Genomic DNA, 22986 nt, shown 5'->3' with positions numbered 1-22986 from the left:
GCGTGCTTGGGCAAGGAGTGAATTTATGGACGATGAGACTCAGAAAAAAAGCAGACCCTCTTTCAATGAGTCGTTGGATAAAATGATAGGGGATGCGTGGAATGAAGTTAAGGGGGACTTTTCTTATGGCACGGGTAAAGCCCGCGCTGCTTCGACGGCAAAGCTATTCGGCAAAGGGTCGATTTATCTAGGCGTGAAGTTTATTCAGAGCCTGCCTGATGCTCTCGAAAAAATGAAAGAGAAGCAGGTGAAGTAGCGCTGATTTTTTTGCGGGCCCGGCCCGCCTGATAATCACGCTGCACAAACATGATGCTTAGCGATGCAAAAAAATGCCAGAACTTGCCAGACCCAAAAAGCTAAAAGCCTGAAATTACGCGGGTTCCAGGGCACTTCTTGCTAAATTGTGCCGGACGCGCCATCGCTCCCACTCTATTATAAATATTAGAAATAAACCCATGAAAATCAATAGCTTGTATCAAATGAAAAGTATAGAGCCATGATTTATGCCATGTGACGTTATCTATGTGAAGGCTTGTTGTCGGTATCGGCAAGGTTTGACACCTCATTCTGCCAGAACGCGTTAGCCTTCTGTCTCAATAGGATAGCCATCTCAGCTGATTCGTCCTCTTGGCCCGCCGCTCCAAGCAGTTCCTCTGCATAGCCAGGATCCGCGTGAAATTGTTCGGCCATCGCTTGGTCGCGCGATACGCTTTTCATATGGTGCCATCCTCTATCGTTTTGCTGGCGGTGAGAAGGTTAAGCCACAAATGCCAAAGAAGCTCAAGCAATACCTCACCTTACGCCAGTTGGCAACGTCAAAGCGCCACTATACCATGCTGGATATTGCCTGGTGATGCTAGGCTGGACGCGCGGAGTTTCTATGATGAAAATCAGGCCAGAAGTAGTTTTAAGGCTAGATCACGTCCTTTCGTTTCCTACGGGAGGGCTGAACGTAAGGAACATCTCCGTCGCCTCTTTATTCTGGACGGTGTAGTAGGGAGATCTCGCGAAGGCAGACAGCGAGAGGAATAGATGATCACTCAAGGATAAGAGCTTCATGGGCGGATTAAGAGCTACGCAAAGCAAAATCACGAAGGCGGACCAAATGGCCGCTAACCGATTGATTGGTCATTTCCAAACTTCGGTAAAATCTTATAAAAGATCTGATTTACCCCTTTTTCAACTGAAAAGTAAAGGTAAACCGAATTACCTATTTTATACTTTCTCAAAGATCCCCGACATCCGCGATCACCTCGCCAAGGCTTATGGGGAACCATTTCCGAAAAATATAAATAGTTTACACAGCACCTCTGTAGTTGGCATCGCCTTGTCACAATTGAAGGAACTAGTATGGGCGATATCGAGATGCGTACAGTATGGAAATGAACTCCAGCGATATGTAAAATTACGACAAGGTTTTGAGAAAGCAATACTAACCAACAACAGGGACGAAAGCTGGTCCCACTTAGCCACCATAGAAAAGGAATTTGGATTTTCGACATGGCTAATTCAATCTAAACTGTCTATCGCGCAACACTGGGACGGCTTTGAAGGTACGAGAAAAATAGAAAACGAGTATACTTCAACCATTGAGAACAACGGCATACTCAGTACCATTTTATGGTTTGCCAAGAAACGTATCGAAGCGGCAACGCTTAAAACAAATCTAGAAGAAGAACTCGACGAATATATCTCGAATGTAGATGAAAAGCTAAAGCTATACCTGCAATGTAAGATACTTGGCCAAATGGACATGTTATCAACAGCGATGCCTGAAATGCTTCTTATGGAGGGTCATAGCAGTATTATAGATCTCTATGAAGCTTTAATATCAGGCCTCCATACAGCGGTTCTTAATGACGGCCTCAAAGGCCATATACCAAAAGAAATATTGAAGCCAGTTACGGTGCTGTTCTCAAAAACTGATGATCCGAATCTAGTAGGCATCCTAAGAGGTCTAGGAATACATCATAAAAACTATCCATCCGTTTGCGCAAAGCGGGCCAGAGCTGTAGAACTCTACCTCCAAGACAAGCACAAGGATTTCCTCGACGCAGCAGCAGAACCGTTGAAAGAGAACCCTTTCGACGTACATCTATTTACCCTAAAAATAAAATCTCTAATCGCGTTGAATATACCGCACGAGGAAGAGAAAGGTATTCTTGGCAATGTAGCAAAACACTTGAGAGACGTGCTACTTCTAAACGATGAAACCTATATTTCCGGCCATACGATATTATCCTTGACAGGCAGATTCTACTGTCATTCATGGATTAATTATTTTAGATCGCTGGTAATGCACACCTTAAAAGAAGAAGACGTAGAATACCCTTCTTATTGGATGAGAGACATGTTGATGAGAGATCATCCGTTGAGTCCATTTGTATGTCTAATGTCTACTAATGAGGCCAAAACAGAGACTCTAAAATCGATCCCATTAAAAAGCCATTACCCAATAGCACTTGCTTTATATCAAATTCTCAACTCCGGAACTTTAACGAACGTTAGTCACTTGCCGCAAATCCGGATTAAAAAAAATCTTGCGAGATTCTACCTGCGCACAAAGCAACCTGTCCTAGCCCAAGAAACTTACCGATGGCTATATGAAAATGTATCTTCCGCCAATGTTAGCAGGTTTGGTGGTGGCATGGCAGTGTGTCATTTACTTCAAAAAGATATACCAAAAGCTGCAATGGCAGTTGTAGATAGCATGTTGGCGAACCCACAAATCCCATCAGTTGTTCCTATAAAAGAGGTCGCCGATGCATTGCCTGCCGCCGACGAATGGCCGAATTGCGTAAGCTACCCATTGTTACTAGGTTTTTTCTTAGAGTTCTTTGATGGTAGTAAAATATCAGAACTCCGCTATGCGTTTGAGAAGTTCCAGCTAGAAAATGATGTCGAACACCCTGACGATCTATTGAAAATATTTGATGAGTCACAAAGAGGTTTACTTATTGCATATTTGCAAAAGATATGGCATCCAGAGATTATGCGAAAAACGTTAATTTATGACGGCACGAGAGTCATAGAGGAAGCGAGAATAAAGGTATGTCAAAAGCTATCTGAAATAGACCCAGCAAACGAAAAAATTTATACGGAAGAGATCAAAGACAGGGTAAAACAGTTAGCGATCGCAAAAGGCATGACGCTGGTTCAACAGAGCAAAGTCTACGTTGACGTCGACGCAATCAGAAAAGCGCTGCGGAGCAAATTGGGCAACTCGTATGCCATGTACAAGGCAGCATCTTTTGCGCCACAAAATCAAGCGGAACAATCAAAAGGTAGTCTATCAGAGTTTTACAGTGAGTCAGACTCCGATTCTAACTCTATAGCGAGATTGTTAGCGGATATCGCAATCATCCGCCGTGAAGCTGTTAGCGAAGCAGACGTGCAGTTTGACGCTCTTTACTCGGAAGTCACAAATGAATTTTTGAGAGGTGGGCACGGATTAAATGCATATCTCAGCACCAGGGTCAGACATGGAACTTTAAGCAACACTCTACGCAAACCTGTAGAAGATGAAAAACTTGTAACCAGCAAAGAGAAAGACCGAGAAATTTATACCCCTAATACTCACTGGATGGATGCTTTCTCAGAACATTCTTCGGCCGAACATCAAAACATCCTACGTGACGCATTAAGTAACTTTTCGAAAGAGTTCGATGCAATACTTGACATTCTCCGAGACAAGCTACTTCAAATTAGAATTGTAAACGAAACCACCACAGGTGATAGATCAAATTATGGGCTGTTCATCTACAACTCTTCAAGACTGGAAAAAAGACTAGCTCAACTAGAAGATCAGGAGATCGAGAACATAGATAAATTTATCGATAAATGTGTCGATCGCCTATGGGAGAAAACCGACCAAAATCTTGAGCTTGTACAGCGGGTTTTTAGTACTGAGGTAAAAGACCTTTTCCATGATACTTTCGACACTTTAACGCAGAGACTTGAACCCCTAGCAGGCAATGTCGCATATGGCGATCTAGTCAACGCGATAGTTCGAGCAAGAACTAATACCCGAATGCGGTTAGATGTAGTAACTTCATGGTTCAAAAGGAGCGAGGTATATGATCGACAAGATTACTCAGTAGATTTCCCATTTCATATTGCGGTTAACATGATTAAAAACACTATATCAATCGCAGCCGAATGGGAGGGAGCTACGATTACAACAAATCCCGACTCCAAAGCGATGCCGGGTCGAACACTAGACGCAATGGTTTATGTATTTTATGGACTCATTGAAAATGCTATAAAGCACTCAAAGCTAGAAATTAGTGAGCTTCGAGTAGACGTCGATCTAAGTTATTTAGATGGACGATATACCATGAAATTCACGAACAATATTAGCTCGGAAGCAATACCGGATAGAGAGTTGAATAAGGTTGCACAAATTAGGGAGTCTATTAAATTAAAAGAATCTAGCAGACGCGCGCAAGGCGAAGGTGAAAGCGGCTTACATAAGATATGGCTCGCGGCAAACGGCCCTGTTCATAAAGACGCAACGCTTGAGTTTTTCCATACGGACTCAGCATTCATTGTTAACTTAGGTTTCGTTATCGAGAGGAGTTGAAATTGAATATTTTGCTCATAGAGGATGATGACGAAAAGCTGATGAAAATCACTTATTTTGTTGAAGAAAACTTTTCCAACTCCAAAGTTAGCGCAGCTCGATCCTATGCTTCAGGACTAAGAAAAATAATCAATCTTAAAAGCACCACAGACATTATTCTGATGGATATGAGCATGCCAAGCTACGATATCGCAGAGCATGAGCCGGGAGGGGGAAGTCCAGAGCATTTTGCAGGAAGAGATTTACTTGCTCAGATGAAATTGAGGAAAATCAACGTACCGACTGTCATAGTCACGATGTTTGATTCCTTTGGTGAAAAAGGTAGTGAAAAATCTTTGAGCCAATTAACAAAAGAGCTCAAATCTGAATATGCGCCACCTTTTGTAGGGCTTGTTTACTACGACTCTCGCCAAGAGGGATGGCAATCTGAGCTCAAACAAATAATTCAGGGAACGAAACTATAATGATCAAAATTTTAGTAATTGACGATGAAATCAGCAAGCTTCAAGAAATCGCTGCAATCTGCGATGATACCTCTCAAAATATCTCTATTACGCACGTAGCCACTGCGGTAGCGGCGCGTAAAGCCGTACGTTCGGATAAGTACGATATGTTGGTAATAGATCTCAATCTTCCCGATGGTTTACGCGACAAGCCGCAAATAGAAGGGGGCCTAGACTTATTAGACTTACTAATAACAGACGTAAACTGTCGCCTGCCACCTGATATTTTGTTTATCACTGCACGAGAAGACGATATTGAAGCAGCCCGAAAAAGGTCTGCGGAGAAAGGCGCTGTTTTATGGCAATTTGGTCAACGCGACAAATGGAAGACCTATTTAAAGGGGCGTCTTACCTATTTAGTGACCCGTTTAAGCAGAATATTAGACGGGTACCCTGTGGACATCGCCTTTGTCACCGCTCTGCAATCCCCTGAGCTGGATGCAATACTAGCCTTAGATTACAGCTGGAAAACTAAAATATTTTCAGGCGACCCTTCCACATACCATTTTGGAAGTTTCTTGAAAGGAGAAGATACAATCCAAGTAGTTGCGGTATGCGCCCCACGTAAAGGCATGCCTTCCGCAGCATCGCTGTCTGCCAAGATAGTTTCTTTATTCAAGCCTAAGCTCCTTATCATGACGGGCATATGCGCAGGAATCGCATCCCGAACCAACTTCGGGGATGTCATTGTTGCTGACCCTGCATGGGATTATGGTAGCGGTAAGAGAGCACTAGACTCCAATCGATCTCCGGTATTCCAAGCCGCCGCCTACCAAATGTCTATAGATCCAAATATTCGTCAAGCCATCAGTGAACTGTCGAGAAATCCAGCGACCACTCAATCAATAAGGTCTGGTTGGCAGGGTAATTTTCCCCAAGGGGTGCTTAACATCAAACTTGCGCCCATGGCATCAGGCGCTAGTGTAATTGCGGATGATGCTGAAGCTAGAAATGTTACATTACAACACCGAGAGTTAGCGGCTATAGAGATGGAAGGTTATGCAGTAATGGCCGCAGTTGAGTCGGCTGCAACACCAAAGCCTTTAGCTATAGTTATCAAATCTGTCTGCGACTATGCAGACGCTGATAAAAACGATGACTGGCAATCTTATGCTGCTTATACAAGCGCAGCTTTTGCAGATTTACTAGTGAGGTCTCCATCGTTAGAGATGGCATAGTTCTGATTGGGACTTACATGCGTAAGCCCCAATCCACTTAAACATCAGCGATTCCCACCCCCAAAAATCTAAATTGGAACGCGGTAAACAGCACATCTCCAGATTTTTCACCTTAGCTAATGATTTCCGTTGGCAAGCGGTTCAGCAATCAGGCAACACGTCCAAGATCGCCATTAACCTTCCGAATCACCCACGGCGGCCAGGTCAGTAACGGACCGTATCGGCGAGTTCATGCCAACGCAAGCAACCTGCAAATAGGAAAGTTCGTGGCGGCGGCGTGAATGGTCAACGCACAAAGGGTTTTTGTAGATTTTACGGCCCCCTTGCGGAGCTGACTTCATTCGCCGAATCCGCATCTGCAGAGGGCAAACGCAGGGTAGATGAAGAGTTACGTATGAGCAATCTTTGCTGCGAGGCACATCGACCCAAGCTGCCGGATAAAACATGGAATCCCGCGTACAAAAAGGCGAAACGATCTATAGCGCAACTCGACCTCGAATTAGTCAGAGTCAGCCATCTGATACCCACGCAGCCATTTCTCAGCCCACGCATCAAACGTCTCTGCCCCTTTGGTGCGGGCTTTCTCTTTGGCAGGTGACTTACCCGCCGAAACCATCTTTTTAGCCTCGCCCAAGCGCTCTCTGGCTTCCGCAAGTGTGATACCACCCACGCCATAACGACCGAACGTGATGGTCTCCTGACGGCCATTGATTGAGTAGTTGTAACGAAAGGAGATCGAACCGGCAGCAGTGACGGCCACGTACAGCCCGTCACGGTCGTTCACCTTGTAGAGTTTTTCTTGCGGTTTGAGGTTACGCAGCTTGGTATCGGTCAGCATGGCAGTTACGGATTCCATGGAAAAAATACCATTCTCAGAAAAGCACTCGCGCATCCCGACTCAACCCAATGAGGCGGGGTTAGATTATTAGGCTTGATATCATGCCCCTTTCTAATAAAGTGACATGGTATCGAGCACCGAACATGGCATTTAGCTCAGTCAATGCCACATCCCATGCCACATAAACACGGTGCTTGGCGATGCACAAAGCTGCCAGAATTTGCCAGACCCAAAAAGCCAAAAGCCCGCAATTACGCGGGCTCCAGGGCATTTCTTGCTAGTTGGTGCCGGACAATGCCGGACGTCCAATCATTCCCACTCAATAGTAGCCGGCGGCTTGCTCGACACGTCATACGTCACCCGCGAAATCCCTTCGATTTCGTTGATGATCCGGCCACTCACCGTCTCCAGCAGCTCATAAGGCAGGTGCGCCCAACGAGCGGTCATGAAGTCGATGGTTTCGACAGCGCGCAGGGCGACGACCCAGGCGTAGCGGCGGCCGTCGCCGACGACGCCAACCGATTTGACCGGCTGGAATACCACGAACGCTTGGCTGACCTTGTGATACCAGTCGGCCTTGCGCAGTTCTTCGATGAAGATGTGGTCGGCACGACGCAGTAGGTCGGCGTATTCCTTCTTCACTTCGCCGAGGATGCGCACGCCCAGGCCTGGGCCTGGGAATGGGTGGCGGTAGACCATGTCGTACGGCAGGCCGAGTTCGAGGCCCAGGCGGCGGACTTCGTCCTTGAACAGCTCGCGCAGTGGCTCGACCAGCTTGAGGTTCATTTCTTCCGGCAGGCCGCCCACGTTGTGGTGCGACTTGATGACGTGGGCCTTGCCGCTTTTCGCACCAGCCGACTCGATCACGTCGGGGTAGATGGTGCCTTGCGCCAGGTATTTGATGTTGTCCAGCTTGCAGGACTCGGCATCGAACACGTCGATGAAGGTACGGCCGATGATCTTGCGCTTCTTCTCTGGGTCGCTCTCGCCTTCCAGGTTGTTCAGGAACTGCTCTTCGGCGTTGGCGCGGATCACCTTGACGCCCATGTTCTCGGCGAACATGGCCATCACTTGCTCGCCTTCATGCAGACGCAGCAGGCCGTTGTCGACGAATACGCAGGTCAGTTGATCGCCGATGGCCTTGTGCAGCAACGCGGCAACGACAGACGAGTCAACGCCGCCAGACAGGCCCAGCAGGACGTTGTCAGTACCGACCTGGGCGCGAACCTGAGCGATAGCGTCTTCAGCAATCTTCGAAGGGGTCCACAGTGCTTCACAGCCACAGATGTCGAGGATGAAGCGCGACAGGATGCGACCGCCCTGCTTGGTGTGGGTCACTTCCGGGTGGAACTGCACGCCGTAGTAACCGCGAGCGTCGTCAGCCATACCGGCAATCGGGCAGCTCGGGGTACTGGCCAGAATGTGGAAGTCTTCCGGCAGTTTGGTGACCTTGTCACCGTGACTCATCCATACGTCGAGGCCAAACAGGCCGTCGGCGTCGATATGGTCTTCGATACCATCGAGCAGACGGCTTTTGCCGACTACGTCAACGCGAGCGTAGCCGAACTCGCGCAGCTCGGAACCGGCAACCTTGCCGCCCAACTGCTCGGCCATGGTCTGCATGCCGTAGCAGATACCGAACACCGGAACACCCAGGTCAAATACCGCTTGCGGGCAGCGCGGGCTGTTGGCTTCGTGTACGGACTCGGGGCCGCCGGCGAGGATCACGCCTTTTGGAGCGAATTCGCGAATCGCTTCGTCGTCCATGTCAAACGGATGCAGCTCGCAATACACGCCGATTTCACGCACGCGGCGGGCGATCAGCTGGGTGTACTGGGAACCGAAGTCGAGGATCAGGATACGGTGGGCGTGAATGTCGAGGGCCATGACTCATTCTCGTCAAAAAACAGAAACGACACGGGGCTGCGTCAACAGCCCCGGCTATAAAAAGTGTTGGCCTGCATCGCGGCACACACCACGATGCAGTCCGGATCAACCAACGCGATAGTTCGGCGCTTCCTTGGTGATCTGCACGTCATGGACGTGGGACTCAGCCATGCCTGCGCCGGTAATGCGCACAAACTCGGGCTTGGTGCGCATCTGCTCGATGTCGGCACTGCCGGTGTAACCCATGGAGGAACGCAGGCCGCCCATCAACTGATGGATGATGGCCGACAACGGACCTTTATAAGCCACACGACCTTCGATGCCTTCCGGCACCAGTTTCTCGGCACCTGCGGACGAGTCCTGGAAATAGCGATCGGACGAGCCTTGCGCCTGGGACATCGCACCCAGCGAACCCATGCCGCGATAGGCCTTGTAGGAACGACCCTGGAACAGTTCGATCTCGCCTGGCGCTTCTTCAGTACCGGCGAACATCGAGCCCATCATCACGCAGGAGGCGCCAGCCACGATAGCTTTGGACAGGTCACCGGAGAAGCGGATACCGCCGTCGGCGATCATCGGCACGCCAGTGCCTTCAAGGGCAGCGGAGACGTTGGCGATGGCGCTGATCTGCGGCACGCCGACACCGGCAACGATACGCGTGGTGCAGATGGAGCCAGGGCCGATACCGACCTTGACTGCATCGGCGCCTGCGGCAACCAGTGCCTTGGCTGCTTCGCCAGTGGCGATGTTGCCGCCGATGACCTGCACCTGAGGGAAGTTTTCCTTCACCCAGCGAACGCGGTCGATCACACCTTTGGAGTGACCGTGAGCGGTGTCGACCACAACAACGTCAACGCCGGCAGCGACCAGCGCAGTGACGCGCTCGCCAGTGTCCTTGCCGGTACCGACTGCAGCGCCGACGCGCAGGCGAGCCTGATCGTCCTTACTGGCCAGCGGGTACGCCTTGGCTTTTTCGATGTCCTTGACGGTCATCATGCCCTTGAGCGCGAAATTGGCATCCACGATCAGGACTTTTTCCAGACGGTGCTTGTGCAGCAGCTCACGCACTTCGTTCTTGTCGGCGCCTTCACGCACGGTGACCAGACGTTCTTTAGGCGTCATCACTTCGCGGACAGGGACATCAAGACGGTTTTCGAAGCGTACGTCGCGGGACGTCACGATGCCGACCAGGTCGCCATTGTGCAGAACCGGTACGCCGGAAATGTTGTGCATGCGGGTGAGTTCGAACAGATCGCGAACAGTGGCGTCGGCTTCGATCGTGATCGGGTCTTTAACCACACCGGCCTCGAACTTCTTGACCTTGCGCACTTCGGCAGCTTGCTGCTCGATGGTCATGTTCTTGTGAATGATACCGATACCGCCTTCCTGGGCCATGGCAATTGCCAGACGGGCCTCGGTGACTGTATCCATTGCAGCAGAGACCAAAGGTATATTCAGCTCGATGCCACGGGTCAAACGGGTTTTCAGACTGACTTCGTTGGGAAGTACCTCGGAATAACCGGGCACAAGGAGAATGTCGTCGAATGTAAGGGCTTCTTGACTGATACGCAGCATCGCGGGGGCTCCCGGGCGGGAAATTGGAAGCGCGCCATTATACCCACAGACCCCGCCCGGCTCAATGTAAACCTCAGCCTATTATCAAAGCTGTTTATAGACGCACATTAACGCAGGAGACCGGGCGATCCAGACGTTCGGCGAAGTCATCCAGAAAGGTCTGCGTGAACGACGCATCCAGCCAGTTGTTGAAGATGAAACCGAGGTTGGAAAACCCGCAGGCGTCGAGAAAAAGAAAGCCGTTGATGTCATCTTCATGGCGGCATTCGGGGCAGGTGAAATTATCGGTGTGACCGGGCATCCAGTCTTCCAGGCTGTCGAACAGCGCCTCCCCCACTTCGCGACGACACTCCGGGCAACCGGCCTCTTCGGCAAAGTCGTTCAGCGGGGTATAGATGCAGCGCTTGGTGACGATTTCCAGACCATTGACTGTTTGCCCGAAAGGCAAGGCATCGGGGTGCTTTACTACCCTTCTCGCTCCGGGTGCCACGGCGTAGGCCATCTTGTTATAGGTGCGCCCGCATGTCGTCAGCTCCGGCTCGACCACATCGAGCTTGACCAGCCAGCGCAGAATCAGCCGCGCCCTGGCCTCGTGCCCGGGAAAGGTGGAAATTTGCGGGACGATGATGCTTTGGGTGTTCATAACGGAGCGTCGCTTAAAGCTGTTCGAGGCCGCAGCTTAATAGGCTGATGATTCTGGTCAAGGTGAAATCATGGTCGAAGTGGCGATACGGACCTGTGCGCCAGACCGGCATTGCCATTATGATGCCCGACATGATCAAAGACCCTTTCGCAAGACTCGGCCTCGACCGGGAAGTCCTTACTGTCAGCCAGCTCAACGGCCGTGCGCGGGTGTTGCTGGAGGACGTGTTCAGCAGTATCTGGGTCGAAGGCGAGATATCCAATCTCTCGCGTCCGGCTTCGGGGCACGTGTACTTCACGCTGAAGGACTCTGGCGCGCAAGTGCGTTGCGCACTGTTCCGGCAGAGCGCGGCGCGTGTGCGTCAGGCGCTCAAGGACGGTTTGCAGGTCAAGGTGCGCGGCAAGGTGTCGCTGTTTGAAGGCCGTGGCGACTACCAGCTGATTCTCGACACCGTCGAACCCGCCGGTGATGGCGCTTTGCGCTTGGCATTCGATGCGCTGAAAGCCAAGCTCAGCGACGAAGGCCTGTTCAGCGCCGAGCGCAAGGTTGCCTTGCCGTTGCATCCGCAACGTATCGGCATCATCAGCTCACCGACCGGCGCGGTAATCCGCGACATCATTAGTGTGTTCCGCCGCCGCGCACCGAGGGTCGAACTGACATTGATCCCCACCGCCGTTCAGGGGCGTGAGGCGATCAACCAGATTGTCCGCGCGCTGAAACTGGCCGACAGCAGAGGCTTCGATGCACTGATACTCGCCCGTGGCGGTGGATCGCTGGAAGACCTGTGGTGCTTCAACGAAGAAGCCGTCGCCCGCGCCATCGACGCCTGCGTGACGCCGATTGTCAGTGCTGTTGGCCATGAAACCGATGTTTCCATCAGCGATTTCGTGGCCGACGTACGAGCGCCGACGCCCTCCGCTGCCGCCGAACTGCTCGCCCCGGACTCCAGTGACCTGCATCGACGCGTCGACAGCCTGCACCGCCGACTGGTGAGCCGTATGCAGGATCGACTGATGCGCGAGCGCTTGCGTCTTGAGGGCATTTCGCGGCGTCTGCGTCATCCTGGCGAGCGCTTGCGTCAGCAGTCGCAACGGCTGGACGACCTGGACATGCGCCTGCGCCGCGCTTTCGAACAGAACATGCACCAACGTCAGGTGCGTCTCGCCCACATGCAGAGCCGTCTCGCTGCACAGCATCCGGGCCGAACTCTGGGTTTTCTGCGTCAGCGTCTGGATGCCTTGGCCGAGCGTCTGCCGCGAGCCATTCGTGAACAGATCAAGGCGCGCAAGCTGCAACTGCAAAGTCAGGTGCAGACCCTCAACGTGGTCAGCCCGCTCGCCACACTGGGACGCGGCTACAGCATTCTGCTTGACGAGCGGGGCCATGCGATCCGTAATGCCGCACAAACCCGAACGGGCCAGCGACTCACCGCCAGGCTCGGCGAAGGCGAACTGCAAGTACGCGTCGAAGACAATCACCTCACGCCTGTGACCCTTTCCCTTCTGGACTGACTGCCTGATGCTACGTTTTATTGCCCCGCTGTTCGCCCTGCTCCTGTGTTTGCCCGCCCACGCCGACAGCTTCATCACCCGCGCACTCGACAAACCGGTGCCCGGTGGCGTTGCCGTAATTGATCTGGGCACTGGCGCTCAGGCGCCGACTGCCACCTATCAAGGCAAACCGGTGCTGGTGGTCAAGGAACAGGGCACGCGATGGCTGGCCATCGTCGGCATCCCGTTGACGGTCAAACCTGGCACTCAACAAGTGACCTCGGGCGGGCGCACGCTGAACTTCACTGTCGGCAGCAAGAAATACCCGGAACAGCACATCACGCTCAAGAACAAACGTCAGGTGAACCCAAACCCTGAAGACAACAAGCGTATCGAGGGCGAACTGGCTGAACAGCTACGCGCCTACCGCAGCTTCAGCCCCGGAACGCCGAGCAACCTGATTCTGGACAAGCCAGTCAACGGACCGCTATCGAGCAGGTTCGGCGTGCGCCGGTTCTTCAACGGCGAAGAGCGCAACCCGCACTCAGGGCTGGATTTCGCTGTACCGGCCGGCACGCCGATCAAATCTCCGGCTGCGGGCAAGGTCATCCTGACCGGTAATTACTTTTTCAATGGCAACACTGTATTCGTTGACCACGGCCAAGGCTTCATCAGCATGTTTTGCCACATGTCGAAAATCGATGTGAAAGTCGGTGATCTGGTCCCTCGTGGCGGCGTGGTCGGCAAGGTCGGTGCTACCGGTCGCGCAACCGGCCCGCACATGCACTGGAACGTCAGCCTCAACGATGCGCGCGTGGACCCGGCAATCTTCATCGGCGCGTTTCAGCCGTAACACTGTTCGTCAGCAAGCGCTAAGGCGCTTGCCAACGACAGTCGTTCTTTGCGCACATCGCTTTCGACCAACAATAACCAGCAAATAAACGCTCATAACCCGCTATAAAAAATCGATAACGGCGTATTTTCGAGAATTTATCCCAATCTTTTTCAAGTGCTTGCCATCATTCATTCCAATGGTTACGGTTGGCCTCATGAAAACCTCTCAAACCCTTATTCTGTTGCGCCAACATCGGTGCCTCAGCCTGGTCAGTGCCCGACTGCCAGGCTAGATTGCTGTGCCTCACCCCTGTGTTCGCAACCCCTGTGCTTTTTAGAACGGAAGGCCGACCCTAACCCGGCCCCGTGAATACAAAAGGATTTCCTGATGACCATGCTCAAAGACCCATCGAAGAAGTACCGCGCATTCCCGACCATCGATCTGCCTGACCGCACCTGGCCTTCGAAGACCATCGATGCAGCACCGATCTGGTGCAGCTCCGACCTGCGCGACGGCAACCAGTCGTTGATCGAACCAATGGACGCGGCCAAGAAACTGCGCTTCTGGAAAACCCTGGTCAGCGTTGGCGTCAAGGAAATCGAGGCATCCTTTCCATCAGCTTCGCAGACTGACTTCGATTTCGTGCGTACCCTGATCGAAGACGGCCATATCCCGGATGACACCACCATTCAGGTGCTGACCCAGGCTCGCGAAGACCTGATCGCTCGCACGTTCGAATCGCTGCGTGGCGCGAAGAAAGCCATCGTCCACCTGTATAACGCGACCAGCCCGTCGTTCCGCCGCATTGTCTTCAATCAGGACAAGGCTGGCGTGAAAGAAATCGCGGTCAATGCGGCCAAGCTGTTCGTCAAATACGCTGCACAACAGCCTGAAACCCAGTGGACTTTCGAGTACTCGCCGGAAACCTTCAGCGCGACCGAGCTGGAATTTGCCAAGGAAGTCTGCGATGCCGTGATCGAGGTGTGGAACCCGACGCCCGAGAACAAGGTGATCCTCAACCTCCCGGCTACCGTGGAAGTGGCGACACCCAACATTTACGCTGACCAGATCGAATGGTTCGGCCGCAACATCACCCGCCGCGACAGCGTGCTGATCAGCCTGCACACCCATAACGACCGTGGTACAGGCGTCGCTGCTACCGAGCTTGGCCTGATGGCCGGTGCGGATCGCGTCGAAGGCTGCCTGTTCGGTAACGGCGAGCGGACCGGCAACGTCGATCTGGTCACCGTTGCATTGAACCTCTACACCCAGGGCATCGACCCGGAGCTGGACTTCTCGGATATCGACGGTGTGCGCAAGGTCGTCGAAGAGTGCAACCAGATTCCGGTTCATCCACGTCACCCATACGTTGGCGATCTGGTACACACCGCGTTCTCCGGTTCGCACCAGGACGCCATCCGCAAGGGCTTCACCCAGCAGAAGGACGGCGAGTTGTGGGAAGTGCCTTACCTGCCGATTGACCCCGCCGACATTGGCCGTAGCTACGAGGCGGTGATTCGCGTCAACAGCCAGTCAGGCAAAGGCGGCATCACTTACCTGCTGGAGCAGGAATATGGCATTTCCCTGCCGCGCCGTATGCAGATCGAGTTCAGCCAGGTAGTTCAGGGTGAAACCGATCGTCTGGGCCTGGAGATGTCCGCTCAGCAGATTCATTCGCTGTTGCGCCGTGAATACCTGCAAGCCAACACACCTTACGCGCTGATCAGCCACAAGTTGCAGGAGGAGAACGGCAACAGTGCGGTCGATGCCGAAGTGCATGTGGACGGTGAAACCCAGCATTGGCGCGGCAAGGGCAAAGGCGCTCTGGAAGCGCTGGTCGCCGGTCTGCCAGTTGCCGTGGAGATCATGGACTACAACGAGCACGCCATTGGCTCGGGCACCACGGCCAAGGCCGCTGCCTACATCGAACTGCGCGTGAATGGCGAGCGTGCCGTGCATGGCGTGGGTATTGATGAAAACATTACCACCGCCAGCTTCCGGGCACTGTTCAGCGCACTGAACCGCTCGTTGAGCCAGACACAAGCCAAGGCCGCCTGAGTCTACAAGCAGGATGGCGGACGCCAGGTCGCCATCCTCACCCAAACGACCGCGCGACTCCCCTCCTCGCCAGCCTCTTGCATTCCACGCATGACCCTGCCTGTTTCGGCATAATCTTTTTCATTTATGCTGTGGTAGCATGCTGCCTTTATTCCAGGACGGGCCAACATCCAACAGCAATTCATATGCTGACGATGCCCATCCGGACTTACCTGCCAGCTACATCTTTCCTATAAAACCAAGACGACTATTGCATTGATTTCCGGACGAAAAGAATGCTCGGGCAGACCCACCGTGCATTGAAATTACTATCGGCCTCGGTACGCTGAGCTGATCCAATCACATTTGGAGCGATTATGCCCAAGGCTTCCCATCAAGATTTGCGCCGCAGTTTCCGTGCGCTTACCTCGTCGAACTCGTGCTTTCACACCGCCTCGGTATTCGACCCCATGTCAGCGCGAATCGCAGCGGATCTGGGCTTTGAAGTAGGCATCCTCGGCGGTTCTGTCGCATCGCTGCAAGTACTGGCAGCACCTGACTTCGCACTGATCACCCTGAGCGAGTTCGTTGAACAGGCCACGCGCATCGGCCGCGTTGCGCAACTGCCGGTTATCGCGGACGCAGACCATGGTTATGGCAATGCCCTTAACGTCATGCGTACCGTTGTTGAACTGGAACGCGCCGGCATCTCGGCGTTGACGATTGAAGATACCCTGCTGCCTGCGCAGTTCGGACGCAAATCCACTGACCTGATTTCCACGGCCGAAGGTGTTGGCAAGATCCGCGCAGCACTTGAGGCACGTGTCGACCCGGAGATGTCGATTTTCGCTCGCACCAACGCGGCGATCATCCCGGTTCAGGAAGCCATCAGCCGGGTTCAGCAGTATCAGGCTGCCGGGGCTGACGGCATTACCATCGTCGGCATTCGTGACTTTGATCACCTGGCGCAGATATCCGAAGGCGTGACCGTACCGCTGATGCTGGTGACTTACGGCAACCCTGAGCTGCACGACAATGCGCGTCTTGCCGAGATGGGCGTGAGAGTCTGCGTGCATGGCCACGCTGCGTACTTTGCCGCAATCAAAGCCACCTACGACTGCTTGCGCGAGCAACGCCAGATTCTGGGCAGCGAGTCGAACATGAGCGCTACCGAATTGACCCACACCTATACGCAGCCTGAAGACTACGTAGAGTGGGCACGCAAGTTCATGAATGTGAACGAGTAAGGGCTCTGGATGCTGTGACGCTTTGCGTCACAGATCTGCGCCAAGCTGCACACTCAAGATCGGACGCAGAGCGTCGCACGATAGTCAGGTTATCGTTCCGCACGCTCCAGCGTGGGAACGCCTGTCGTGACGCTCTGCGTCACAGATCTGCGCGCACCACATAGCCGGGAGCAGACCCGTAACGTCAGCACCGCATGCCGACGCAGCGCGTCGGCACGACCATCATCCGTGTCAGGACATCAGGCAGTGGTATTCACGCCACCTTCAGTCTCCAGCTGCAACAACGATGCCTGCAAGGTCTGCAGGTTAGCGCTGGTGGACGCAATCTGGCCCTGAATTGCCATGGCTTTCTGGGCCTTTTCTTCCGCTGTGCCATTACCGCTTTGAGCGGCAGCCAATTGCGCCTGCTGTTGAGCCAGTTGCTTCTGGGCGTCCTTGATCTGCTGCTTTATCTGTTCGATCGTCTGATTAAGAGCCGATTTGCTGGAGCCACCAACGCTGCCCCCACCACCGGCCGCTCCGGCCTTACCGCCTTCGGTCGAGGCCTGATCAGAGGTCTTCTCGGTTTCAGTCGTGGTAGTTGCAGACTTGATTGCCTCTGCGTCGGTAGATTTAACCGCTAAGGTCAACGGGCTTGAATAGCTGTTCAATGTGGACGTATTGATGGTAATCATGGCGGTCTCCAGGTTGTCTGCACACACTATCGGCCGACTCGTAACATTCTGAAGTAATTTTATTGAATATTAAAAGAGTCAGCGTCCAACCCGGCTGGAAAGCGTGTGCGATAGGCTTGTAAGTCTGCCGCGCTTAACGTCGCCCTGAACACTCCATCCGCTTCGCCTGCGCCCAACAGGCTCTCGCCTTGAAAATCCAGAACCTGACTGTCACCGGTGTACGCAAAGCCCTTCCCGTCCGACCCTACCCGATTGACCGCGGCAACGTAGCACAGGTTTTCGATGGCCCTAGCGGGCAGCAGGCGGTTCCAGTGCAGACGTCGCGCGCCTGGCCAGTTGGCGGTGTACAGCAACAGGTCGGTACTTTCGGCGTCACGGCTCCAGACCGGAAAGCGCAGGTCGTAACAGATCAGCGGGCGAATACGCCACCCATTGAGCTCAAACATCACCTGACGCTCGCCCGGCGTGTAGTGTTCGTGTTCACCCGCCATACGAAACAAGTGACGCTTGTCATAATGCAGCAACTCACCATCCGGTCGCGCCCACAGCAGACGGTTGCGATAAGTGCCATCGGCAGCGCGAATGATGACGCTGCCGGTCACCACCGCATTGATCCGCTTAGCCTGCGCCAACAGCCAGGTCGATGTAGGACCTGCCTCAGGCTCAGCCAGGGCCTCGGACTCCATCGAGAACCCGGTGGTGAACATTTCAGGCAGGATCACCAGATCAGCGCCATGCGCCTGGCGCAGCAAGTGCTCAAAATGCTCCAGGTTGGCCTCCCGATCATGCCATGCCAGAGTCGTCTGAATCAGCGCAAGGTTCAGGTTTGGCAGTTCGCTTATATCGCGCATAGTTTCTCCGCCGCCTGACGCAATGTGTCCTCTTGCTTGGCGAAGCACAGGCGAATCAGACGCTGGCCTGCTGGAGGGCTCTGGTAGAACACAGAAATCGGAATGCTCGCCACACCGTGTTCACGGGTCATCCACAGCGCCATGTCCACGTCATTCAGGTCAGGCCGTATCTTCGAATAATCGACCAACTGGAAATAAGTACCGCCAACAGGCCGGAAGCTGAAACGCGATTCAGCCAGATGACCACAGAAAAAATCGCGCTTGGCCTGATAGAAGCCTGGCAGCTCATCGACATGCTCAGGGTGCTCGGCCATGAAATCGGCCAGCGCATACTGCAATGGCGTGACACCACAGAAACTGACGTACTGATGCACCTTGCGCAGTTCGGAAGTCAGCGCGGGCGGCGCGACCACGTAACCGGTTTTCCAGCCGGTGACGTGATATGTCTTGCCGAACGAGCTGACGACGAAGGCGCGCTGATACAGTGCCTCGTGATCGAGCACGCTGACATGGCGCGCGCCATCGAAGACCAGGTGTTCATAAACTTCATCGCTGAGCAGGTAGATATCACGATCGGCGATCAGCGCAGCCAGTCGATCAAGCTCTGCACGACTGATCAGGGCACCGCTCGGGTTGTGCGGGCTATTGATGACAATCATGCGTGTACGCGGGCTTAACGCATCGCTGAGCTTTTGCCAGTCGATGGAGAAGTCATCCAGCCCCAGTTGCACATGGACGCAGCGCCCACCGGCCAGCTCGACAGCGGGCTCGTAGCTGTCATAGCAAGGGTCGAAAATAATCACTTCGTCGCCAGCGCGAATAACGCTATGAATCGCGCAGAAAATCGCTTGGGTGGCACCGGGCGTAATGGTGATTTCGCTGTCGGGGTTAACCTCACGCCCGTAACTGCGCGCGATCTTTGCCGCGACCTGCTGACGAAGCGCAGGCAGCCCGGTCATCGGTGAGTATTGGTTATGGCCTTGAGTGACATGCCGACAGACCGCATCGCGCAGCGCCTGCGGCCCATCAAAATCGGGAAACCCCTGGGACAGGTTGATAGCGCCGGTTTCGGCGGCCAGCTGTGACATGACGGTAAAGATAGTGGTGCCCACGTTGGGCAACTTGCTGTCGATCATGGAACCCTTTCCCTGCAATCTCCCGGCACCGGGCGGCACGGGTCAGGCAGGATAGCCCATTAAACGGACACAAAAAAAGGCGCCGAAGCGCCTTTTTCCCAATGCTGACTCAGCGCTTGTCTCGGCGCTTCTTGTCGGCCTTCTTGTGGTGCGACATCATTCGACGCTTCTTGTTGACCTGACGGTCAGTCAGCGTGTTCTTATTGCCTTCATACGGGTTCTCGCCGCCCTTGAACTCGATGCGGATCGGCGTACCGACCAGCTTGAGCACGCGGCGATAGGTGTTTTCCAGATACCGGACATAGGACTTCGGTACTTTTTCGACCTGGTTGCCGTGGATCACGATCAGCGGCGGATTGGCGCCGCCCAGGTGAGCGTAACGCAACTTGATACGGCGGCTGCCGACCATAGGTGGCGCGTGCTCACTGACCGCATCTTCCAGAATCTGGGTCAGACGGCTGGTTGGCCAGCGCGTTACGGCAGACTTGAATGAGTTCTGTACCGACTGATACAGGTTACCCACGCCCGTGCCGTGCATCGCAGAGATGAAGTGGATGTCTGCGAAGTCGACGAAGAACAACCGGCGTTCCAGTTCGATCTTCACGAAATCACGTTCGCCCGGCGTCATGCCATCCCACTTGTTCAGCGCGATAACCAGAGCACGACCCGCTTCAAGTGCGAAGCCCAGCAGGTTCAGGTCGTGGTCGACCACACCTTCGCGGGCGTCCATGACAAAGATCACCACGTTGGCGTCCTTGATGGCCTGCAGCGTCTTGACCACCGAGAACTTTTCAACTTCCTCGTGGATCTTGCCGCGCTTGCGCACACCGGCAGTGTCGATCAGCGTGTACTTCTCTTCATTACGCTCGAAGGGAATGTAGATACTGTCGCGCGTGGTGCCTGGCTCGTCATAGACGATAACCCGGTCTTCACCCAGCATTCGGTTGACCAGCGTCGATTTGCCGACGTTGGGACGCCCGATGATTGCGATCTTGATGCCGTCTTTTTCGCTCGGACCAGGAATGCGCTTGGCTTCCTGACCTTCGGCAACTTCCTCGACCTCCTCGCCCTCTTCCAGCTCGTCTTCGTCCTTGGGGAACTCCCGAAGGGCGATTTCGAGCATCTGCGAGATGCCACGACCATGGGCACCAGCCACCGGAATGGCGTCGCCCAGACCCATCGGGCTGAACTCGGCACGTGCCAGGTTTTCGTCGATGTTGTCGATCTTGTTGGCAACCACGTAGGAACGCTTGTTGCGCTTGCGCAGGTGCTCACCAATCATCTGATCAGCAGCGGTGTAGCCCGCACGGGCGTCCACCAGAAACAGCACCACATCGGCTTCTTCAATGGCCAGCAGCGACTGCTCGGCCATCTTTTCGTCCATGCCATGCTCGTCACCGGAGATACCTCCGGTGTCGATCAGAATATAGGAGCGCCCTTGCCACTTCGCCTCTCCGTATTGGCGATCACGGGTAAGACCGGACAGATCACCGACAATGGCGTCGCGAGTCCTGGTCAGGCGGTTGAACATGGTGGACTTGCCGACGTTCGGTCGACCCACCAGGGCGATTACGGGAACCATGCGGCTCTCCACTTCGTTATTTCAGAAAATACAAAAGCCGCTGCAGGGCAGCGGCCGGAGTTCGGGGCGATGCCACAAAGGCACCGCAGCCTTGCCGAAGCAAGGGCACCCGGGGCCATTGGCCCCGGGCATGGACACTTATTGCTTGATGGTCAGGGCTTCCAGTTTGCCGCTGTTGCCATACACGTAAATCATGTCCCCAACCACCAGCGGACGAGCACGCAGGCCGTCGCTGTCGATACGTTCGCGACCGACAAAACGACCGTCCACCTGGCTCAACAGGTGCAGGTAGCCTTCCATGTCACCGACCGCTACATAGCTGGAATACACTTCCGGCGCGCCGAGCTGGCGGCGAGCCAGTGATTCGTTGCTCCACAGTGCAGAGGACGAACGCTCGTCGATACCTTCAACAGTGCCGGAGGCGAGGGTTGCGTAAACGCTGCCAAAGCCTTGGGCTACGCCCGAGTAGCTCGAGGCGTCACGCTGCCAGAGCACACGACCGCTTTCCAGGTCCAGACCGGCGACGCGACCCTGATAGGTAGCGACGTACAGTGTACCGCCGGACAGCAGCAGGCCGCCGTCGATATCCACGACACGATCCAGTTCCGAGCGACCTTGCGGGATGGCAACACGCTGCTCCCAGATCGGCACGCCGTTGTTGATATCCAGAGCGACGACCTTGCCGGTCGACAGACCTGCCACGGCGAGACGATTGGTTGCAAGTGGAGCACCGGTACCACGCAGGGTCAGCACCGCTGGAGTGCTTTCGTAAATCCAGAGCTGGGAACCGGTGGAGGCATCGAAACCGACAATACGGTCATCCTGAGTCTGAACCACTACCACAGAACCGTTGGTGGCAGGCGGGGCCAGCACTTCGCTGGTCACGCGGGCACGCCACTTTTCCTCACCGGAGGTGGCGTCCATGGCAATGACTTCACCCTTGAGGGTGCCAATCATTACCAGGCCATAGCCCACGCCGACTGCACCGGAAACCGGCAGATCGAGATCTTTCTTCCAGATCACATCACCGGTCAGACGATCCAGCGATACAACTTCGCCAGTGACGTCAGCCGCATAGATGCGGTCGCCATCAATGGCCGGCACGAGCATGTTGTAAGTCTTGCCCTGACCGTCGCCAATGGAACGGCTCCACTGCTTATGCAGAACCACTTCTTCTTTGAAGTCGGTCAGCTCGGCCGGAGGCAATTCCTTTTTGCTGTTGCTGCTGCAACCCGCGGCCAGAATGGCCAGAGCCAGCAATGCTGCATGTTTCCAACGAATCACGTCACGCATCCCCTTTCGCCAGATCGTCGAGCTTCATTTGCAGGCCACCCACTGCTGCGTCTTCGGACAGAGCGGATTTGGCCTTTTGGTATGCAGCGTATGCCTCGTCGGTACGACCCAGCTGTACCAGCAGGTCACCCTTGAGTTCTTCACGACTGGCGAGGAAAGCCTTGTCGGCATCGCCGTCGAGCAGCTTCAGCGCGTCATCGGTCTTGTTCTGCGCAGCCAGCACGCGTGCCAGACGCTGACGGGCAATCTCGCCCAGCGTGTCATTGGCAGGCTTGTCGGCCACGGTTTTCAGCTCGGCTGCAGCATCGTCCAGCTTACCGGCATCGACCGCCACCTTGGCGACGAACAGGCTACCGAACTGTGCATAGGTAGTGCCACCGAATTCGCTTTTCAGTTTGCCGGATATCTCGGCGACACGTGCGGTGTCTGCCTGGCCACTGGGCGTCAGTGCGGTTTCCAGCAATTGCTGATAAAGCATCGAGGCGCCTTGAGACTGGCTGGCCTGATACCTGTGCCAGAACTGCCAACCCAAGACCACGACCAACGCAAGCAGACCACCGGTCAACAGGGGTTTGCCGTTACGCTGCCACCAGTCCTTCATTACCGCCAGCTCTTCATCTTCGGTACCCGACACC

At 54.3% G+C, this 22986-nt stretch carries 18 protein-coding genes and 1 pseudogene; 8 read left to right on the top strand and 11 right to left on the bottom strand.

All coding sequences use genetic code 11. The annotated features are described in order from the left end of the window. Nucleotides 1–25: 25 nt before the first annotated feature. Nucleotides 26–256: a hypothetical protein gene (locus tag RYC18_RS16230; RefSeq protein ID WP_316886485.1), complete on the top strand. Its 231-nt coding sequence runs from the start codon at nt 26–28 to the stop codon at nt 254–256. Nucleotides 257–516: 260 nt separating this feature from the next. Here RYC18_RS16230 and RYC18_RS16225 read toward each other — a convergent pair whose 3' ends face one another. Then, a complete protein-coding gene (locus RYC18_RS16225) occupies nt 517–717 on the bottom strand; it encodes a transcriptional regulator (RefSeq protein ID WP_316886484.1) in 201 nt (66 codons plus the stop codon). Nucleotides 718–1105: 388 nt separating this feature from the next. Here RYC18_RS16225 and RYC18_RS16220 point away from each other — a divergent pair, with 388 nt between their 5' ends. Genes RYC18_RS16220 through RYC18_RS16210 form a run of 3 tightly spaced genes read left to right on the top strand, consistent with a single transcriptional unit; the run spans nt 1106 to nt 6263 of the window. After that, nucleotides 1106–4582 carry a hypothetical protein gene (locus tag RYC18_RS16220; RefSeq protein ID WP_316886483.1) on the top strand — a complete coding sequence of 1159 codons (3477 nt, stop codon included), beginning with the start codon at nt 1106–1108 and terminating at the stop codon, nt 4580–4582. A gap of 2 nt (nt 4583–4584) precedes the next feature. Beyond that, on the top strand, nt 4585–5046 hold the full coding sequence (locus RYC18_RS16215) for a hypothetical protein (RefSeq protein ID WP_316886482.1): 462 nt from the start codon (nt 4585–4587) through the stop codon (nt 5044–5046). Further along, nucleotides 5046–6263: a hypothetical protein gene (locus RYC18_RS16210; RefSeq protein WP_316886481.1), complete on the top strand. Its 1218-nt coding sequence runs from the start codon at nt 5046–5048 to the stop codon at nt 6261–6263. The genes RYC18_RS16215 and RYC18_RS16210 overlap by 1 nt, the downstream gene beginning before the upstream one ends. Before the next feature lie 505 nt (nt 6264–6768). Here the strand turns inward: RYC18_RS16210 and RYC18_RS16205 are convergent. The 4 genes and pseudogenes from RYC18_RS16205 to RYC18_RS16190 form a co-directional block, all read right to left on the bottom strand. After that, nucleotides 6769–7101 (bottom strand): annotated as a pseudogene (locus tag RYC18_RS16205) (Arm DNA-binding domain-containing protein); the annotation flags it as partial. A 309-nt stretch (nt 7102–7410) separates the two neighbouring features. Continuing rightward, entirely contained in the window at nt 7411–8988 is a 1578-nt protein-coding gene (gene guaA / locus RYC18_RS16200; RefSeq protein WP_004656303.1) for a glutamine-hydrolyzing GMP synthase, read from the bottom strand. A gap of 105 nt (nt 8989–9093) precedes the next feature. Next, nucleotides 9094–10563: an IMP dehydrogenase gene (guaB, locus tag RYC18_RS16195; RefSeq protein ID WP_004666065.1), complete on the bottom strand. Its 1470-nt coding sequence runs from the start codon at nt 10561–10563 to the stop codon at nt 9094–9096. 94 nt (nt 10564–10657) lie between these two features. Then, nucleotides 10658–11206 carry a hypothetical protein gene (locus RYC18_RS16190; RefSeq protein WP_005778322.1) on the bottom strand — a complete coding sequence of 183 codons (549 nt, stop codon included), beginning with the start codon at nt 11204–11206 and terminating at the stop codon, nt 10658–10660. A 131-nt stretch (nt 11207–11337) separates the two neighbouring features. Here RYC18_RS16190 and xseA point away from each other — a divergent pair, with 131 nt between their 5' ends. The 4 genes from xseA (at nt 11338) to RYC18_RS16170 (ending at nt 16815) form a co-directional block, all read left to right on the top strand. Further along, a complete protein-coding gene (xseA, locus tag RYC18_RS16185) occupies nt 11338–12717 on the top strand; it encodes an exodeoxyribonuclease VII large subunit (RefSeq protein ID WP_005743365.1) in 1380 nt (459 codons plus the stop codon). Nucleotides 12718–12724: 7 nt separating this feature from the next. Further along, nucleotides 12725–13549 (top strand): M23 family metallopeptidase, encoded by an 825-nt coding sequence (locus RYC18_RS16180; protein WP_122259234.1) that lies wholly within the window; start codon nt 12725–12727, stop codon nt 13547–13549. 369 nt (nt 13550–13918) lie between these two features. Then, on the top strand, nt 13919–15589 hold the full coding sequence (gene leuA, locus RYC18_RS16175; RefSeq protein WP_004667426.1) for a 2-isopropylmalate synthase: 1671 nt from the start codon (nt 13919–13921) through the stop codon (nt 15587–15589). Nucleotides 15590–15945: 356 nt separating this feature from the next. Beyond that, complete coding sequence (locus RYC18_RS16170) at nt 15946–16815, top strand: oxaloacetate decarboxylase (protein ID WP_002552494.1); 870 nt, start codon at nt 15946–15948, stop codon at nt 16813–16815. Nucleotides 16816–17054: 239 nt separating this feature from the next. Here RYC18_RS16170 and RYC18_RS16165 read toward each other — a convergent pair whose 3' ends face one another. The 6 genes from RYC18_RS16165 to RYC18_RS16140 all read right to left on the bottom strand — a co-directional run bounded on the left by RYC18_RS16165 (nt 17055) and on the right by RYC18_RS16140 (nt 22985). After that, on the bottom strand, nt 17055–17489 hold the full coding sequence (locus RYC18_RS16165; RefSeq protein ID WP_002552493.1) for a hypothetical protein: 435 nt from the start codon (nt 17487–17489) through the stop codon (nt 17055–17057). Between the two features lie 59 nt (nt 17490–17548). Continuing rightward, a complete protein-coding gene (locus RYC18_RS16160; protein WP_316886480.1) occupies nt 17549–18340 on the bottom strand; it encodes an amidohydrolase in 792 nt (263 codons plus the stop codon). Then, nucleotides 18328–19476 (bottom strand): pyridoxal phosphate-dependent aminotransferase, encoded by a 1149-nt coding sequence (locus RYC18_RS16155; RefSeq protein ID WP_316886479.1) that lies wholly within the window; start codon nt 19474–19476, stop codon nt 18328–18330. Before RYC18_RS16155 ends, RYC18_RS16160 begins: the two co-directional genes overlap by 13 nt. A 109-nt stretch (nt 19477–19585) precedes the next feature. Beyond that, on the bottom strand, nt 19586–21058 hold the full coding sequence (der, locus tag RYC18_RS16150; RefSeq protein WP_004666071.1) for a ribosome biogenesis GTPase Der: 1473 nt from the start codon (nt 21056–21058) through the stop codon (nt 19586–19588). A gap of 138 nt (nt 21059–21196) precedes the next feature. Beyond that, nucleotides 21197–22351: an outer membrane protein assembly factor BamB gene (gene bamB, locus RYC18_RS16145; RefSeq protein WP_316886478.1), complete on the bottom strand. Its 1155-nt coding sequence runs from the start codon at nt 22349–22351 to the stop codon at nt 21197–21199. Then, nucleotides 22344–22985: a YfgM family protein gene (locus RYC18_RS16140; RefSeq protein WP_002552488.1), complete on the bottom strand. Its 642-nt coding sequence runs from the start codon at nt 22983–22985 to the stop codon at nt 22344–22346. Before RYC18_RS16140 ends, bamB begins: the two co-directional genes overlap by 8 nt. Nucleotide 22986 lies beyond the last annotated feature (1 nt).

The organism is Pseudomonas syringae group sp. 247E2 (assembly GCF_032587795.1).
GTDB classification, from domain to species: Bacteria; Pseudomonadota; Gammaproteobacteria; order Pseudomonadales; family Pseudomonadaceae; genus Aquipseudomonas; species Aquipseudomonas amygdali.
This window is presented reverse-complemented; position numbering and strand designations above follow the sequence as displayed.

What these genes read in the sequence shown, in the direction of transcription:
- RYC18_RS16230 (WP_316886485.1), top strand. Translation starts at nt 26, where the DNA reads ATGGACGATGAGACTCAGAAAAAAAGCAGACCCTCTTTCAATGAGTCG.
- RYC18_RS16225 (WP_316886484.1), bottom strand. Translation starts at nt 717, where the DNA reads ATGAAAAGCGTATCGCGCGACCAAGCGATGGCCGAACAATTTCACGCG.
- RYC18_RS16220 (WP_316886483.1), top strand. Translation starts at nt 1,106, where the DNA reads ATGGCCGCTAACCGATTGATTGGTCATTTCCAAACTTCGGTAAAATCT.
- RYC18_RS16210 (WP_316886481.1), top strand. Translation starts at nt 5,046, where the DNA reads ATGATCAAAATTTTAGTAATTGACGATGAAATCAGCAAGCTTCAAGAA.
- guaA (WP_004656303.1), bottom strand. Translation starts at nt 8,988, where the DNA reads ATGGCCCTCGACATTCACGCCCACCGTATCCTGATCCTCGACTTCGGT.
- guaB (WP_004666065.1), bottom strand. Translation starts at nt 10,563, where the DNA reads ATGCTGCGTATCAGTCAAGAAGCCCTTACATTCGACGACATTCTCCTT.
- RYC18_RS16190 (WP_005778322.1), bottom strand. Translation starts at nt 11,206, where the DNA reads ATGAACACCCAAAGCATCATCGTCCCGCAAATTTCCACCTTTCCCGGG.
- xseA (WP_005743365.1), top strand. Translation starts at nt 11,338, where the DNA reads ATGATCAAAGACCCTTTCGCAAGACTCGGCCTCGACCGGGAAGTCCTT.
- RYC18_RS16180 (WP_122259234.1), top strand. Translation starts at nt 12,725, where the DNA reads ATGCTACGTTTTATTGCCCCGCTGTTCGCCCTGCTCCTGTGTTTGCCC.
- leuA (WP_004667426.1), top strand. Translation starts at nt 13,919, where the DNA reads ATGACCATGCTCAAAGACCCATCGAAGAAGTACCGCGCATTCCCGACC.
- RYC18_RS16170 (WP_002552494.1), top strand. Translation starts at nt 15,946, where the DNA reads ATGCCCAAGGCTTCCCATCAAGATTTGCGCCGCAGTTTCCGTGCGCTT.
- RYC18_RS16165 (WP_002552493.1), bottom strand. Translation starts at nt 17,489, where the DNA reads ATGATTACCATCAATACGTCCACATTGAACAGCTATTCAAGCCCGTTG.
- RYC18_RS16160 (WP_316886480.1), bottom strand. Translation starts at nt 18,340, where the DNA reads ATGCGCGATATAAGCGAACTGCCAAACCTGAACCTTGCGCTGATTCAG.
- RYC18_RS16155 (WP_316886479.1), bottom strand. Translation starts at nt 19,476, where the DNA reads ATGATCGACAGCAAGTTGCCCAACGTGGGCACCACTATCTTTACCGTC.
- der (WP_004666071.1), bottom strand. Translation starts at nt 21,058, where the DNA reads ATGGTTCCCGTAATCGCCCTGGTGGGTCGACCGAACGTCGGCAAGTCC.
- bamB (WP_316886478.1), bottom strand. Translation starts at nt 22,351, where the DNA reads ATGCGTGACGTGATTCGTTGGAAACATGCAGCATTGCTGGCTCTGGCC.